The sequence below is a fragment of the Kosakonia sp. AG348 genome (assembly GCF_003337365.1).
Taxonomy (GTDB): domain Bacteria; phylum Pseudomonadota; class Gammaproteobacteria; order Enterobacterales; family Enterobacteriaceae; genus Kosakonia.
The window spans coordinates 251,361-267,626 of sequence record NZ_QPJR01000003.1; the positions used below are offsets into that span (position 1 = coordinate 251,361).

Annotated in this window: 13 protein-coding genes; 7 read left to right on the top strand and 6 right to left on the bottom strand. The window is 57.1% G+C overall.

Translation table 11 applies throughout. The annotated features are described in order from the left end of the window. Nucleotides 1–2: 2 nt before the first annotated feature. The 6 genes from DFO56_RS08285 to DFO56_RS08310 are packed head-to-tail and all read left to right on the top strand — an operon-like array spanning nt 3 to nt 6,789. Nucleotides 3–644 carry a DUF4310 family protein gene (locus DFO56_RS08285; RefSeq protein WP_020456290.1) on the top strand — a complete coding sequence of 214 codons (642 nt, stop codon included), beginning with the start codon at nt 3–5 and terminating at the stop codon, nt 642–644. Nucleotides 645–686: 42 nt separating this feature from the next. Next, a complete protein-coding gene (locus tag DFO56_RS08290) occupies nt 687–1,820 on the top strand; it encodes an amidohydrolase/deacetylase family metallohydrolase (protein WP_045514243.1) in 1,134 nt (377 codons plus the stop codon). Beyond that, a complete protein-coding gene (locus tag DFO56_RS08295; protein WP_045514245.1) occupies nt 1,804–2,922 on the top strand; it encodes a DgaE family pyridoxal phosphate-dependent ammonia lyase in 1,119 nt (372 codons plus the stop codon). The genes DFO56_RS08290 and DFO56_RS08295 overlap by 17 nt, the downstream gene beginning before the upstream one ends. Beyond that, nucleotides 2,919–3,659: a KDGP aldolase family protein gene (locus DFO56_RS08300; protein ID WP_045514247.1), complete on the top strand. Its 741-nt coding sequence runs from the start codon at nt 2,919–2,921 to the stop codon at nt 3,657–3,659. The genes DFO56_RS08295 and DFO56_RS08300 overlap by 4 nt, the downstream gene beginning before the upstream one ends. Before the next feature lie 56 nt (nt 3,660–3,715). Next, complete coding sequence (locus tag DFO56_RS08305; RefSeq protein ID WP_045514249.1) at nt 3,716–4,864, top strand: lactonase family protein; 1,149 nt, start codon at nt 3,716–3,718, stop codon at nt 4,862–4,864. A 14-nt stretch (nt 4,865–4,878) separates the two neighbouring features. Continuing rightward, entirely contained in the window at nt 4,879–6,789 is a 1,911-nt protein-coding gene (locus DFO56_RS08310) for a transcription antiterminator (RefSeq protein WP_045514251.1), read from the top strand. Nucleotides 6,790–6,823: 34 nt separating this feature from the next. On the opposite strand, the gene DFO56_RS08315 is transcribed toward DFO56_RS08310, so the two are convergent. Continuing rightward, on the bottom strand, nt 6,824–7,657 hold the full coding sequence (locus DFO56_RS08315) for an oxidoreductase (protein WP_045514253.1): 834 nt from the start codon (nt 7,655–7,657) through the stop codon (nt 6,824–6,826). Between the two features lie 104 nt (nt 7,658–7,761). Here DFO56_RS08315 and DFO56_RS08320 point away from each other — a divergent pair, with 104 nt between their 5' ends. Continuing rightward, on the top strand, nt 7,762–8,682 hold the full coding sequence (locus tag DFO56_RS08320) for an AraC family transcriptional regulator (RefSeq protein ID WP_045514255.1): 921 nt from the start codon (nt 7,762–7,764) through the stop codon (nt 8,680–8,682). A 44-nt stretch (nt 8,683–8,726) separates the two neighbouring features. Here the strand turns inward: DFO56_RS08320 and nrdG are convergent, their stop codons facing one another. The 5 genes from nrdG to treR form a co-directional block, all read right to left on the bottom strand. Further along, nucleotides 8,727–9,191 (bottom strand): anaerobic ribonucleoside-triphosphate reductase-activating protein, encoded by a 465-nt coding sequence (nrdG, locus tag DFO56_RS08325; RefSeq protein ID WP_020456298.1) that lies wholly within the window; start codon nt 9,189–9,191, stop codon nt 8,727–8,729. Between the two features lie 261 nt (nt 9,192–9,452). Beyond that, nucleotides 9,453–11,588, bottom strand: coding sequence for an anaerobic ribonucleoside-triphosphate reductase (gene nrdD / locus DFO56_RS08330; protein WP_045514257.1), 2,136 nt, complete (start codon nt 11,586–11,588; stop codon nt 9,453–9,455). 384 nt (nt 11,589–11,972) lie between these two features. Then, nucleotides 11,973–13,628, bottom strand: coding sequence for an alpha,alpha-phosphotrehalase (gene treC / locus DFO56_RS08335; protein ID WP_045514259.1), 1,656 nt, complete (start codon nt 13,626–13,628; stop codon nt 11,973–11,975). 45 nt (nt 13,629–13,673) lie between these two features. Further along, the gene (treB, locus tag DFO56_RS08340) at nt 13,674–15,092 is read right to left on the bottom strand and encodes a PTS trehalose transporter subunit IIBC (protein ID WP_045514261.1); all 1,419 of its coding nucleotides are present in this window, start codon (nt 15,090–15,092) and stop codon (nt 13,674–13,676) included. A gap of 127 nt (nt 15,093–15,219) precedes the next feature. Next, the gene (gene treR, locus DFO56_RS08345; protein WP_045514263.1) at nt 15,220–16,167 is read right to left on the bottom strand and encodes a trehalose operon repressor TreR; all 948 of its coding nucleotides are present in this window, start codon (nt 16,165–16,167) and stop codon (nt 15,220–15,222) included. Between the last annotated feature and the right edge of the window lie 99 nt (nt 16,168–16,266).

A 16,266-nucleotide genomic window follows, 5' to 3' on the forward strand; every position in this document is an offset into this window, starting at 1 on the left:
AGATGGAACAGAATAAAGGCTTTTGGTACGCCGACTGGTCATTCCCGATTTTCGTCGGCCTGCTCTCTTCCGGCGTGTTCGCCGGAACACACATGTACTACCTGTACGGCATTGGCGCGTTTAACGAAGTGGCGTTTGTTTCGATGCTGCGTTCCGGCATGGATACCGGCGTTTACGGCGCGGTGGCGGCATTTGGCGCGAGCTTCCTGTTTGCCCGCATTATCGAAGGTTCGCTGGTCGGTATTCTCGATATCGGCGGCGCTATCCAGACCGGAGTGGGGCTTGGCGTGCCGGCGCTGCTGCTCGGCGCGGGCTTTGTCTTCCCGGTGGCGAACTTTGTGGCTTCGCTGGCTACCGGGCTGATCATCGGCCTGGCGATTGGCTACCTGATTATCCTGGCGCGTAAGTTCACCATCAACCAGAGCGACTCCACCTACGGCGCAGACGTGATGATGGGCGCGGGTAACGCGTCCGGCCGCTTCCTCGGCCCGTTGATTATCCTCAGCGCGATGACCGCTTCCATTCCGATTGGTATTGGTTCGCTGATTGGCGCGCTGCTGTTTTACCTCTGGCAGAAGCCGATCACCGGGGGCGCGATCCTCGGCGCGATGCTGCTGGGCTCCATTTTCCCGGTAGCCCTCTGACACCCACGGGCGCTGCGGCGCCCGTTACTCCTGGAGATACGCATGTTTGATTTACTCCTGCGCCGGGCGCGTCTGGTTGACGACACGGTGACGGATATCGCCATCGCGGCGGGCAAAATCGCGGCGCTTGGCGATATCGACGGCCCGGCGGCGAAAAGCGTGGATTTACGCGGCGAACACTATGTCAGCGCCGGGTGGATCGACTCCCATGTCCACTGTTACCCGAACTCACCCATTTATCACGACGAGCCCGATAGCGTCGGCATTCAGACCGGTGTTACCACGGTGATTGATGCCGGTAGCACCGGCGCGGATGACATCGATGATTTCTATGCCATTACCCGTAAGGCGTCGACGGACGTCTATGCGCTGCTGAATATCTCGCGCGTCGGGCTGATTGCGCAAAACGAGCTGGCGAACCTGAATAATATCGACGCCGACGCTGCGCGTGAGGCCATAAAACGCCACCCGGATTTTATTGTCGGCCTGAAAGCGCGCATGAGCAGCAGCGTGGTCGGCGACAACGGCATCACACCGCTGCAACGCGCCAAAGTCATCCAGCAGGAAAACGGCGATTTGCCATTGATGGTGCATATTGGCAACAACCCGCCAAACCTTGATGAGATTGCTGAGCTGCTGACCTCCGGCGACATCATTACCCATTGCTATAACGGCAAACCGAACCGCATTTTGACGCCTTCCGGCGAGCTGCGCGCCTCGGTGACGCGCGCCATTGCGCGCGGTGTGCGGCTTGATGTCGGGCACGGCAGCGCCAGTTTCAGCTTTGCGGTGGCACAGCAGGCCATCGCGCTGGGTATTTTGCCGCAGACCATCAGCTCCGACATTTACTGCCGCAACCGCATCGATGGCCCGGTGCGCTCGCTGGCGAATGTGATGGCGAAATTCCTCGCCATCGGCATGTCGCTGCCGCAGGTGATCGCCTGTGTGACCGACCACGCCGCTGATGGCCTGCGCCTGCAACATAAAGGGCGTCTTGCCGTGGGTTTCGACGCCGATCTGACCATTTTCGACCTGAAACGCCAGCCGGTGCTGTTCACCGATGCGGAAAACGAGACGTTACAGGCCGAACACATCCTCACGCCGCTTGCCGCCATTCGCGCGGGCAAGGGCTATATGACCGAACAAGGGAGTGCCGAACATGCCTTCGATTTATGATAAGTACCAGCTAAAACAGGTGATTAATGCATCCGGGCGCATGACGGCGCTCGGCGTTTCCACGCCGCGCCCGGAAGTGGTCGACGCTGTAGTCAGCGGCATGAATCACTACTTCGAAATGAAAGACCTGGTGAATAAAACCGGGGAGTACATTGCAAAACTGCTGGATGTCGAAGGCGCGACCGTGGTGTCGTGCGCTTCCGCCGGCATTGCGCAATCCGTCGCCGCCGTGCTGGTGAAAGACAGCGACTGGCTGCTGGAAAACCTGCACAGCACACCGATTGAGAACAATGAAATCGTACTGCCGCGCGGGCACAACGTTAACTTTGGCGCACCGGTAGGCACCATGGTGGCGCTGGGCGGTGGCAAAGTGGTGGAAGCCGGTTACGCCAATGAATGCTCTGCCGATCAACTGGCGGCGGCAATCTCGCCGCGCACGGCAGCGATCCTCTTTATCAAATCTCATCACTGCGTACAAAAAAGCATGCTCAGCGTGGAGCAGGCCGCCGTGGTGGCACGCAAGCACAACCTGCCGCTGATTGTCGATGCCGCAGCCGAAGAGGATTTGCAGTGCTACTACCGCGCCGGAGCCGACCTCGTTATCTACAGCGGCGCAAAAGCGATTGAAGGGCCAACCAGCGGGCTGGTGATCGGCAAAACGCAGTATGTGGAGTGGGTAAAACGCCAGACGGCGGGCATTGGCCGCGCAATGAAAGTGGGCAAGGAGGGCATTCTCGGCCTGACCTGCGCCATTGAACACTATCTTTCTGCCAGCAAAGAGAGCGGGGCGGAGATGGTTGCCAAAATGACACCGTTTATTGAGCAGCTCAACACGCTAAAAGGCGTGAGTGCGCGCGTGGTGTGGGATAGCGCCGGGCGCGATATTGCCCGCAGCGAAATCAAATTTGATGAAGCCGTCACCGGTATCGCTACCGGCGAGCTGGTCAGCGCCCTGAAACAGGGGGAATACGCCATTTATTTCCGTGGTTATAAAGCCAACGAAGGGATTATCGAAGCCGATGTGCGCAGCGTCACCGCCGATCAACTGACGATCATTTATCGCCGCATCGCCGAAGAACTGAACAAGGGAGCAAATGCATGAAACTGACGCCGAATTTTTACCGCGACCGCGTATGCCTGAACGTGCTGGCGGGCAGCAAAGAGAACGCCAGCGCGATTTACGAGGCCGCGGAAGGCCATGTGCTGGTCGGCGTGCTGTCGAAAAACTACCCCGATGTCGCTACTGCCGTCGCGGATATGCGCGACTACGCGGCGCGTATCGATAATGCACTTTCCGTTGGCCTCGGCGCAGGCGATCCAAACCAGTCGGCCATGGTTAGCGCCATCTCCCGTGAAGTTCAACCGCAGCACGTTAACCAGGTGTTCACCGGCGTGGCGACCAGCCGCGCGCTGCTCGGGCGGAACGACACGGTGGTTAATGGCCTGGTCTCGCCAACCGGTACGCCGGGAAGGGTAAAAATTTCCACCGGACCGCTGAGCAGCCAGGCGCCAGACGGCATTGTGCCGGTGGAAACCGCCATTGCACTGCTAAAAGATATGGGCGGCAGCTCCATTAAATACTTCCCGATGGGCGGGCTGAAATGCCGCGACGAATTTATCGCCGTGGCGCAAGCCTGTGCGCGCCATGATTTCTGGCTGGAGCCGACCGGCGGCATCGATCTGGACAACTTCAGTGAAATCCTGCAAATCGCGCTGGATGCGGGTGTCCGCAAGGTGATCCCGCATATTTACAGTTCGATCATTGATAAGGCGAGTGGCGACACGCGCCCGGCGGATGTTCGCCAGTTGCTGGATATGACCAAAGCACTGGTGAAGTAAACGATCTTCCCTCCCGATACGGGAGGGAAACCCCCCTCGTCACGTAAGGAGCCACCATGCTTACCGCTCGTCATCTGCTTACCGTTTCACTTTCTCTGCTGGCAACCAGCGCCATGGCACAAACGCAGTACGCCTGGGTCGGAACCTACAACCCGAACGGCGAAGGGCTTTATCGCTTTACCGTTGATCCGCAATCCGGTGCGCTTGGCAATAAAACGCTGGTCAGCCCGTTGCCGAATGCGGCACAGCTAACGGTGGCGCGGGATGGTAAAACCCTCTACCTCGCCAGCGAAGTGGAAAAGGGCGCGGTGCAGGCGCTGCGTATTGGCGCTAACGGCGAGTTAAGTGTGCTGAACCAGGTGGCGTCCGGCGGTGCCGGACCGGTCTATCTGTCGCTGACGCCGGATGGCCGTTTTCTGCTGGTGGCGAACTATGTCAGCGGGTCGATTGCCGTGCTGCCGGTGAAAGCGGATGGTAGCCTCGGCGAAGCGGTGGATACGCGTCAGGATCAGGGCGAACCGGGGGCCGCGAAACCGGCTGCGGCGGTGGAAGGCAGTTTTGCGATTAGCGATCACAATGGCCCGCATGCGCATATGATCGCCGCCGATCCGAGCGGGAAATTCGTCTTTTCCACCGATCTTGGGCTGGATCGCATTTATCAGTATCAGTTTGATGGCAAAACGGGCGCGTTAACGCCGAATGATCCACCCTTTATTAGCGCCTCTTCGCAAGGTGCCGGGCCGCGCCACTTTGTGTTCACGCCAAAGGGCGATGGCCTGTGGCTGATCAATGAAGAAGCCTCAACGCTTACACACTATGCGCTGAACAAAACCACCGGCACGTTGCAGCCGGGGAAAACCTTTTCGGCGCTGCCGAAAGAGTATAAAGGCACCAGTTTTGCCGCCGGGCTGGTATTAAGTGGTGACGGTAAACAGCTGTATGTCGCCAACCGGTTGCATAACAGCATCGCGCACTTTACGGTGAAAGCCGATGGTTCGCTAACCCATCAGGATGATGTCTGGACGCGCGGCGATTACCCGCGCACGCTAACGCTGGCGGAGAATGGCCGCTGGCTATACGTGATGAACCAGCGCAGCGATAACATCACCCGTTTTCGCGTGGAACGCGACGGTCAATTGCAGTTTGAGCCGGACTACACGCCGGTAGGCAGCCCATCTCAGATGGTTATTTCATCTCACCCCTAAGTCTGGAGAGCGACGTGCGATTCCCGAACCAACGTTTGGCGCAACTGTTCATGATGTTGCAAAACGAGACGCTACCGCAGGATGAGCTGGCACAGCGCTTGTCGGTCTCGACGCGTACCGTTCGGGCCGATATCACCGCACTGAACGCTCTGCTGCACCACCACGGCGCGCAGTTTATTTTGACGCGCGGCAGCGGCTATCAACTGAAAATTGATGACGTCACGCGTTACCAGAGCTTGCAGGCGTCGCGCCCGCGCGCGCTGCGCATTCCGCGTAGCGGGCCGGAGCGGGTGCATTATCTGGTGGTGCGTTTTCTCACCTCCGCCTTCTCGCTCAAGCTGGAAGATCTGGCGGATGAGTGGTTTGTTAGCCGCGCCACGCTGCAAAATGATATGACCGAGGTGCGGGAGTGGTTTTCCCGCTACCGTCTGACGCTGGAAACGCGCCCGCGCCACGGCATGAAACTGTTTGGCAGCGAAATGGCGCTGCGCGCCTGTCTGACGGATCTGTTGTGGGAACTGGCGCAGCAAAATGCCGATAACCCGCTGATCACGGAAGAAGCGCTCAATCCGGGGGTGCCTGAGGCGCTGGCTACTATTCTGCATGACTGTTTTAACCGCCATCATATTCGCCTGACGGATGAGGGCGATCTGTTTATCCGCCTTTACTGCGCGGTGGCGGTTCGCCGCATCAGCGAGGGCTATCCGCTCTCTGAATTCAGCGCCGAAGATGGGGACGAAAATGTCAAAGAGGCGGCGCGGGATATCTCTGCTGCGCTGCAACATCTGGCGGGAAAACCGCTGGCGGCGGCGGAAGAGCACTGGCTGCGGGTGCATATCGCCGGGCGACGCGTGCAGGAGATCGCACCCAGCGCCATCAGCGCCGATGACGACGAAGCGCTGGTCAACTACATCCTTGGCTACATCAACACGCACTATAACTACAACCTGCAAAACGATGACCAGCTACATGCGGATCTGCTCACCCATATCAAAACCATGATCACCCGCGTGCGCTACCAGATAATGATCCCTAACCCGTTGCTGGATAACATTAAACAGCACTACCCCATGGCGTGGGATATGACGCTGGCGGCGGTCTCCAGTTGGGGGAAATACACGCCGTATGTGATCAGCGAAAACGAGATCGGTTTTCTGGTGCTGCATATCGGCGTGGGTCTTGAGCGCCATTACAACGTGGGTTATCAGCGCCAGCCGCGGGTGTTGCTGGTGTGCGATGTCGGAAATGCGATGGTACGGATGATTGAAGCAGTGCTGGCGCGTAAATATCCGCAGATTGTGGTAACACGCACCGTGACGCTGCGTGAGTACGAGCAGTGCGACGGCATCGCGGAAGATTTTGTCATCTCTACCGCGCGGGTAAATGAAAAAGATAAGCCGGTCGTCACCATCGCGCCGTTTCCCAGCGAGTATCAACTGGAGCAGATCGGCAAGCTGGTGCTGGTAGACAGAACGCGGCCGTGGATGCTGGAAAAGTATTTTGATGCCGCGCATTTCCGCATCATTCACGACGCGATGGATCAACAAACGCTGTTCAACACCTTATGCCATCAATTGCAGGATGAAGGCTTTGTCGATGCGGAGTTTCTCGATTCGGTGGTCGAGCGTGAAGCGATTGTCAGCACCCTGCTCGGCGAGGGTATTGCGTTGCCGCACGCCCTCGGGCTGCTGGCGAAAAAAACGGTGGTCTACACCGTGCTGGCTCCGCAGGGGATCGCGTGGGGCGATGAAACCGCGCATGTCATCTTCTTGCTGGCGATCAGCAAGAGCGAGTATGAAGAAGCGATGGCTATCTACGATATTTTCGTCACCTTCCTGCGCGAGCGTGTAACGGCGAGGCTCTGTGCCTGCGCGGATTTCGCGTCGTTTAAAAGCGTGGCGATGGAGTCGCTGAGCCGCTTTTGAGCCCATGCCGGGGCGCTTTCACGCCCCGTGCCTGTTAACCATCGGTAGAGCGGGTCAGTGCCTCCCATGCGTCAATCTCCGCAGTGAGTGCCGCCAGTTTTTCACGCACCAGGCTGAGCGCATCGCTGCCCAGCAGCAGGTGCGCGGGCGGCGTGTCGCTGTTTATTATCGCCAGCATGGCGCGAGCCGCTTTGACGGCATCGCCGGGCTGCTTTCCGCTCTTTTCCTCGCGCGCCTGGCGAATCGGATCGAAAAGCGCATCGTAATCGGCAATGGTGCGCGGGGTGCGGATCATCGAGCGCCCGGCCCACTCGGTACGAAACGATCCCGGCGCTACTGCCGTGACGTGGATACCAAAAGGCTTCACCTCTTTGCCCAGCGTTTCGCTGATCCCTTCCAGCGCGAATTTGCTCCCGCAGTACCAGGCGATCCCCGGCATGGTGATATAACCGCCCATTGAGGTGATATTGATAATGTGCCCGCTGCGGCGCTGGCGCATGCCGGGCAGCACGGCTTTCATCATGGCTGCGGCACCAAATACATTGACGTCGAATTGGTGGCGCATCTCTGCAAGCGAGGACTCTTCCATGATCCCTTCATGGCCGTAACCGGCGTTGTTTACCAGCACGTCGATTGCCCCGATGTGTGATTCAACCTCTGCGACTACGTCATTGATTTGCGCAAAATCAGTGACATCAAGCAAGCGGGCAAACGCCCGATGCGGATGCAGGGCTTCAAATGCCTGCTGCGCGTCGTGGTTGCGCACTGTGCCAATAACGTTGTGGCCCGCCGCCAGTGCTTCCTGCGCCAGCGCGCGACCAAAGCCGCTGCTGACGCCGGTGATGAAAAGTGTTTTTACAGGTGACATAACGTCTACTCCCATGAAAAATGGAAGCTGCATAGTATTCTCAGGTTTGCTGGCTTTTTAGGCCATATCTTCTCTTTTTATTGCCTGATCTTATGAGGTGCGCGATGTCAGATATGATCGCCAGGTTAATGGAACTTGCCCCGCAGGAGGGGTACAACCTGACCGCGCTGGCGGATGTGCGCATTTTGCGTTCCGATCGCCCGCTGGCCCGCACGCCGGTGCTGTACGATCCGGGGATCGTGATTGTCTGCCAGGGCAGCAAGCGAGGGTATTTCGGTCAGCAGATCTATCTTTACGACGAACAGCACTACCTGGCGGTATCGGTTCCTGTGCCTTTTGTAATGGAAACGGATGCATCGGCAGACCACCCGCTGCTGGCGATTTACATGCATCTGGATTTTCAGGTTGCCGCAGATGTGATGCTGCAAATTGAACAGCACGGCTTTCCGCTGTTATCCGCTTCGCCGCAAAGCATGATCTCCAGCCCGATGGACGAGACGCTGAAAAGAGCGGTGCTGCGTTTACTGGAGACGCTCGGTAACCCGCTTGAGGCGGCAATCCTTGGTCCGGCGCGGGTACGGGAACTCTATTTTCGTGTTTTGACCGGCGCACAAGGCAATGCGATGCGCGCCGCGTTAGCCTTGCAGGGGCAGTTCGGTAAAATTGGCAAAACGCTGCGTTACATTCATGCGGCTTATGCTCAACCCTTAACGCTGTCGCAACTGGCTCAGCAATCCGGGATGAGCGTGCCAACATTCCATAGCCATTTCAAAGCGATAACCCGGATGCCGCCAATGCAGTATGTGAAATCGGTACGGCTGCACCAGGCGCGGATGTTAATGGTTCGCCAGCGACTCACTGCCGCAGCGGCCTGTTACGCCGTCGGTTACGAAAGCCCGTCACAGTTTAACCGCGAATTCAAACGGCTCTTCGGTTTACCGCCGGCGGAGGAGGTCAGACGTATGCAAAACAGTTTTGCCGTTCCTCCGGCGCATTCAGCGTCGGAATACATATCGTCGCACTGAAATGAGAATATGCAGGGAAGTATTGTGAAAATTGCGCGAGGAAATCAACGCAAGTGATGCACAACCTGGTTGCTGCTGCCACGCCAGATAAGCATCGGGTCTTTCAGATCCTGAACAAATTTGCCGTCGATTAGCACGTTGATCAACCCGACCACCTCCCGCTGCGCGGCGTTCAGTTCGTCCATTTTGTAGCCGGTCCACACCCAGATATCTTTACCGGGGCACTCGGCGCGGATGCGGGTCACCAGCTTTAAAATATCCGGCACGTTTTGCGGGTGCAGCGGATCGCCGCCGGAGAGCGAAATCCCCTGGCGTTTGATGCGCGTATCGTTGAGATCGGCAATGATCCGATCTTCCATTTCTTCGGTAAACGGCACGCCGGAGTTCAGCCGCCAGGTGCTTTTGTTGTAGCAGCCAGGGCATTCGTGTACGCAGCCGGAGACGAATAGTGTGCAGCGGGTGCCGGGGCCGTTGACGATGTCGACTGGGTAGTATTGGTGGTAATTCATGTTTCCTCGTCGCATTTGGCGCTGTAGCTGCGTTGGCTACTCTCGCGCACCCGGGTCACTTACTTATGAAAGCTCCCCGGGATTTACTCGTTTGCCGCCTTGCTACCACGTCAACTGCTTAGAGAAAACGTAGCAGAGAACAATCGTAGCGGCAGAAAACGTAGGCCCGATAAGCGTAGCGCCATCGGGCAATCAGGTACGGTGAAATCACTGACCGCGTGCCCGGCGCGGGTAAACGCCACTCACCGGGCGACGGAGTTGTTAACCGATTTGCCCGTTGCCGAGGTGTTTCACGCGGCGTTTCACTTCTTCCTGCTTGCCGGCGTTGAACGGACGCGCGTCCGGGCTGCCGAGGTAGCCGCAAACGCGGCGGGTAACGGAGACGCGGGACGCGTCGTGGTTACCGCATTTCGGGCAGGTAAAGCCTTTGCTGGTGCATTCGAACTCGCCGGTAAAACCGCACTCGTAACACTCATCAATTGGCGTGTTGGTGCCGTAATACGGCACGTGCTGATAGCTGTAATCCCAGACATCTTCCAGTGCGCGCAGGTTGTGCTGAATGTTCGGATACTCGCCGTAGCAGATAAAACCACCGCTGGCTAACGGCGGGTACGGCGCTTCGAAATCGATTTTGTCGTACGGGTTCACCTTTTTCTCGACATCAAGGTGGAAGCTGTTGGTGTAGTAACCTTTATCGGTCACACCTTCTATCACGCCGAAATCGGCGGTATCGATACGGCAGAAACGGTCACACAGGTTTTCGCTCGGCGTGCTGTAAAGGCTAAAACCGTAACCGGTCTCTTCTTTCCACTGATCCACCGCCTGGCGCAGGCGTTCCACAATTGCCACGCCTTTGGCGCGCAGTGCTTCGCTGTCGTAGATATGCTTGTTGCCGGACAGCGCGTTGATCGTTTCGTGTATGCCGATATAACCCAGCGAAATCGACGCGCGGCCGTTTTTAAAGATCGGCGCGATATCGTCGTCCGCTTTCAGGCGCACGCCGCAAGCCCCTTCCATATAGAGGATCGGCGCAACGCGGGCTTTCACCCCTTCGAGGCGCGCGATGCGGGTCATCAGCGCTTTTTTCGCCAGTTGTAGGCGGCTGTCCAGCAGTTTCCAGAACGCCGCTTCATCGCCTTTCGCTTCCAGCGCGATGCGCGGCAGGTTAAGGCTGATGACGCCGAGGTTGTTACGCCCGTCATGAATTTGTTCGCCATTCTCTTCATACACGCCAAGGAAGCTGCGGCAGCCCATCGGCGTTTTAAACGAACCGGTCACTTTGACGACCTGATCGTAATTGAGAATATCCGGGTACATGCGCTTGCTCGCGCACTCCAGCGCCAGTTGTTTGATGTCGTAATTCGGATCGTCGAACTTGTGATTCAGACCATCGCGAATGGCGAACACCAGTTTCGGGAACACGGCGGTTTTACGGTTTTTACCCAGACCTGCAATGCGGTTACGCAGGATCGACTGCTGGATCAAGCGGGATTCCCAACTGGTGCCCAGCCCGAAACCGAAGGTGACAAACGGTGTCTGGCCGTTCGCGGTATGCAGGGTGTTAACTTCATATTCCAGCGACTGGAACGCGTCGTAACACTCTTTCTCGGTGCGGCTGCGCGCATAGCCGTCGGCATCCGGGATGTTCCACTCGCTGGCGACTTTGCGGTGTTTCTCGAAGCTGGCGCTGACGAACGGTGCCAGCACTTCATCGATCCGGTTGATGGTGGTGCCGCCATAAATATGGCTGGCGACCTGGGCGATGATCTGCGCGGTAACCGCCGTGGCGGTTGAGATCGATTTTGGCGGTTCAATCTCCGCGTTGCCCATTTTGAAGCCGTGGGTCAGCATGCCTTTCAGATCGATCAGCATACAGTTGAACATCGGGAAGAACGGGGAGTAGTCGAGATCGTGATAGTGGATCTCACCGCGTTCGTGCGCCAGTACCACATCGCGCGGCAACAAGTGCTGGCGCGCGTAGTGTTTGGCGACAATTCCCGCCAGCAGATCGCGCTGAGTCGGGATCACTTTACTGTCTTTGTTGGCGTTCTCATTGAGCAGCGCCGAGTTGGTTTGCTCAACAAGACCGCGAATATCCTGGTTCAGACGGCCGCGTTTTTCACGGGCGATATCGCGATCGTGGCGATACTCAATGTAGGCACGCGCCAGTTGTTTGTACGGCCCGGACATCAACTGGTTTTCGACGGCAGTCTGGATTTCGCTAATATCGACCTGCGATCGGCCCTGCATCTGACGACTAATTACCTCTGCGACGGTGGCGCAATAGTCTGCGTCATCGACTCCCGCTGCTTTAGCTGCACGCAAAATGGCTTCTTGTATGCGCTCTGAGTTGAAAGGCACTTTACAGCCATCTCGTTTCATCACATGCGGTGTCATGATCACTCCATTTTAGAAAACAGGTTATCCACAATATGAGGACGCGCAGACTGGCTGGTTATTCATTACTAAAACCAATAAGTTCGTCCCATCCAGGCCCGTGTTATCCACAGCGTGTATCGCTTTCGCGGTGGTCAGCTTGTTCGAATAGTAGTCGATTAATACAACATATAGGGCCGGGGTGCATTCTAATTTCTATATATAGTGATTTGCATCAAACATGTTTGCGTTTTTATTGACTCAGGACAAAGTAAAAACCGGATAGCGCAGAGGACGGGCGCTCTGAGGAAATGTAAATTCAGGCATTCTTGTTTTGACTAAAAATTCAACAAAAACAGCAGGTTTAAGCCTGCTGTTTTTTTGCGCCAGGGAAGTGAAAAACGCTTATTTTTGATGCCACCACACGGCTTCGAACGGCCGCAGGGTCATTTCACCGGGAACAGGGGAAACTTCCGCATAGTTGCTGATGACCACCTGCCAGTCGCCCGGCAGGGTTTCTGGCCGCCACGGCTGGAACTGATTGCTGAGGTTGGCGATAACCAACAACGTTTCTCCCTGCCACTGACGGCGGTAGCACCATAAATGTGGGTGAGAGGGGAGCAGATCCTGATAATCGCCCCAACTGAGTATCGGCAAGTTTTTACGCAGGCGAATCAACGACTGGTAGGTATAGAACACCGAATCGCGATCGTTGACCGCGTTTTCGACGTTGATTTCCCGATAGTTATCGCACAGACCAATCCACGGATCGGCAGTGGTGAAACCGGCGTTTTTACGCGCGGTCCACTGCATCGGCGTGCGGCTGTTATCGCGCGATTTACTGGCGAGGATCGCCAGCAGCGCTTCCGGCTCGCGCCCTGCGGCACGCAGTTCGGCAAACATATTCTGGCTTTCCACATCGCGGTAGTCGGTAATGCGCGCAAAGTGCGGGTTGGTCATACCGATCTCTTCGCCCTGATAAATGTACGGCGTGCCCTGCATGCCGTGCAGCACCAGCGCCAGCATTTTGGCGGCGGGCACGCGCAGCGCGCCTTCTTCGCCAAAGCGCGACACAATGCGCGGTTGATCGTGGTTACACCAGAACAGCGCGTTCCACGCCACGTTGTGCATCCCTTGCTGCCAGTGGCGGAACAGCGATTTCAATGCCACAAAATCCGGTTTCGCCAGCGACCATTTTTCGCCGTCGGGATAGTCAACTTTCAGATGGTGGAAGTTAAACGTCATCGACAGCTCGCTGCCGTCGAGTGCGCCGTAGCGCTGGCAATGTTCCAGCGTGGTGGATGACATCTCACCGACCGTCATCAATTCGCGCGGGCGAAAAACCTCGCGGCTCATCTCCTGCAAAAACTCATGGGCGCGCGGGCCATCGGTATAAAAACGTCGCCCGTCGCCGCTGTGATCGTCGGGGAAATCCTGCTGTTTGGAGATTAAATTCACCACATCGAGACGCAAACCGTCGACACCGCGATCGGCCCAGAAGGTGCAGACTTTTTTCAGCTCGTCGCGTACCGCCGGGTTTTCCCAGTTGAGATCTGCCTGCTCCGGCGCGAACAGATGCAAATAGTACTGGCCGCTCTGGCTGTGCCAGCGCCATGCGCTGCCGCCGAATTTCGAACGCCAGTTATTCGGCGGCGTTTCTGGTTCGCCGTCGCGCCAGATATAGAAAGAACGGTACGGGCTGTCCGGATCCTGCGATGCCTGGAACCAGGCATGCTGGGTCGAGGTGTGGTTGAACACCATATCCAGCACCAGGCGGATGCCGCGCTGGTGCGCCTGGGCGACCAGTTCATCAAAGTCTGCCAGGGTGCCGTAAAGCGGATCGATGGCGGTGTAATTCGCCACGTCGTAGCCGTTATCCACCTGCGGGGAGATATAAAATGGCGTCAGCCAGATGGCGTCGACGCCGAGGGTTTGTAAGTAGTCGAGGCGCGTAATCACGCCGCGTAAATCACCGGTGCCAGTGCCGGTCGTGTCCTGAAAACTCTTTGGGTAAATCTGGTAGATAACGCCGTTTTGCCACCAGTGGGGAAGGGTATTCATCATGATTTCCTGCGAAAACGAAGGGGCGCAAACGCGCCCCAAAAATTACACAATCTGCAATGTGCCGTGACGGAACTTACGCTGATAAACAAAGGAGGTCAGCACCAGCGGGATGACAACCGCCACCGCTGTAGCCAGTGCGAAGACCTGCCAGAAAGCGGGTTGAATCGAGAGGAAACCCGGCAGGCCCGCCACGCCAATCCCGTTCGCCAGCACGCCGTTAAGGCCGCACAACAACCCGGCAAGGCCGGAACCGATCATCGCGCACAGCATCGGGAAGCGATATTTCAGGTTGATGCCGTACATGGCCGGCTCGGTTACGCCGAGAAACGCGGAGATAGCCGCCGGAACCGAGATTTCACGTTCATTCTCTTTACGGCTGGAGATAATGATGCCCACCACCGCCGAGGCCTGTGCAACGTTTGACAGCGCAATCAACGGCCACACCGGCGTACCGCCCATGTTCTGAATCATCTGCATGTCGATAGCCAGCGTGGTCTGGTGCACACCGGTAATCACCAGCGGTGCGTAGAGGAAACCAAACAGCGTCGCGCCAATCGGGGCGAAGCTGCCTGTCATCAGATGGCGAACCGCCCACGCCACGCCGTCACCAATCATGCGACCGAACGGGCCGATTAGCGCATGCGCCAGGAATACCGCCAGGATCAGCGAACAGACCGGAACAATCACCAGATAGAGGGAGTCCGGTATCAGCTTTTTAAGCCGCGTTTCAATGATGCCGAGCGCCAGGCCCGCCAGCAATGCCGGGATCACCTGCGCCTGATAGCCCACTTTCGCGATGCTGAACAGACCAAAGTTCCACACTTCCGGCACCTGCGAACCCAGTAAATAAGCATTCATTAACTGTGGTGAAACCAGCGTTACGCCGAGGATGATGCCGAGGATTGGCGTTCCGCCCATTTTGCGCACCGCAGACCAGCAAACGCCGACCGGCAGATAGAAGAAGACCGCTTCACCAATCAGCCAGAGAAAGTCATACACGGTTTTCAATGGCGGAAATATCTGCACCAGCGTCTGGCCGTTGCTCATCGGCACATCGCCGACAATGTTGCGAAAACCGAGGATCAAACCGCCGCTAATCAGTGCGGGCAGCAGCGGGAAGAAGATTTCCGCGAAGTGGGAGATTAAGCGCTCGTGCCATTTCATATTTTGTCGCGCTGCCTGTTTGGCCTGCTCTTTATCCGCATGAGCCAGACCGGTGGCGGCGCGCAACGCCTGATAGTAGTCGCCGACGTTGGTGCCGATCACCACCTGGAACTGCCCGGCGTTGGTGAAACAGCCTTTGACCATCGGTAGCTGGTCAATCGCTTTTGGGTCGGCGGCGCCCGGGTTATTTAATACAAAACGCAAGCGGGTAATACAGTGACTGACCGTCGCGATGTTTTCGCGTCCGCCAACCAGCGTAATAAGTTGTTCAATATCTGATGGATTGACTTTGCTCATCCTGGTGCCTCTCGGGGGGAGAAATGATGCGTAACATGACCGAGGCAAAGCGTAACCGCAGGCAAAAAAATTAAAAATGGGAACGTTCCCGAAACTTGGCGAGGATCACAATAAACGATACAGCGGCTTAAACGAGGCGGGCAGGGATCACGATTTGGCGAGGCGTGGCGCGGCCATTAACCTGTTCTATTAATTGCGCGGCGGCCTGGCGACCCGCTTCGGCGTAACCGGGATCAACGGTTACAATTTCCGGGTGCAGAAACTTCATCAGCGGCGTATTGCCGACGCTGGCCAGTTGCAGATTATCAATGCGCTGTTCCTGCAAATATTTACTGGCACCGAGCGCCAGCGTATCGGTCGCGCAGAGCAGCGCGGTGGTGTCAGGGGTTAAAACGTGGGCGACATGTTCATAACCCTGCTTCATGGCAAGGCCCGGTAAGGCGAACGTTGGTTCGAGCCGGTGTTTTTGACAAAACGCCATATAGGCGTCGTGGCGGCGTTTGCCGGTGGTGGCATCGCTGTGCGGGACGCCAATAAAACTGATATGGCGATGCCCACGGGCATAAAGATTTTCCATCAACAGCTGGATTGCGCCGTCATCATCGTAACAGACCGAGGCGAAACCACTGGCGTCGCGCGCCAGCAGCACCAGCGACGACTGCCAGGCAGTAAGCAGGCTTTCGGTGACGCCGGTAAAGCCAAACAGCACCACGCCATCAATATTACGGTGGCTCAGCATCTGCAAATGCTCTTCGACTAACTGCGGCGAGAACTGGCTTTCCATCATAATCGGGTCATAACCCTGTTCGTAAAACGCCGGGAGCATGGTCTGTACGGCAAGGTTTTCCGAGAGCGAATCCAGACGCGAGACGATAATCGCCACCACTTTATCGCTCTGTCCGCGCATGGCGCGCGCGGAGCGGGAAGGGGAGAAACCGTGCTGATTGACCACCGCTTCCACCCGTTCGCGTGTGCGCTGGCTGACGCCGCTTTCGTTATTCAGCACACGGGAAACAGTGGATTTGCCCACGCCGCTTAAGCGTGCGATGTCTTTGATTGTCAGCCGGTTTTGCATACTTCAATCCTTTCCTGATGGGGGCGGGTTGCAGGATAAAGGAGTTTTGCATCCCTTCCAAGCGCCAGCAATGAGCAAAGTCTGGTTTATGCACTTTGT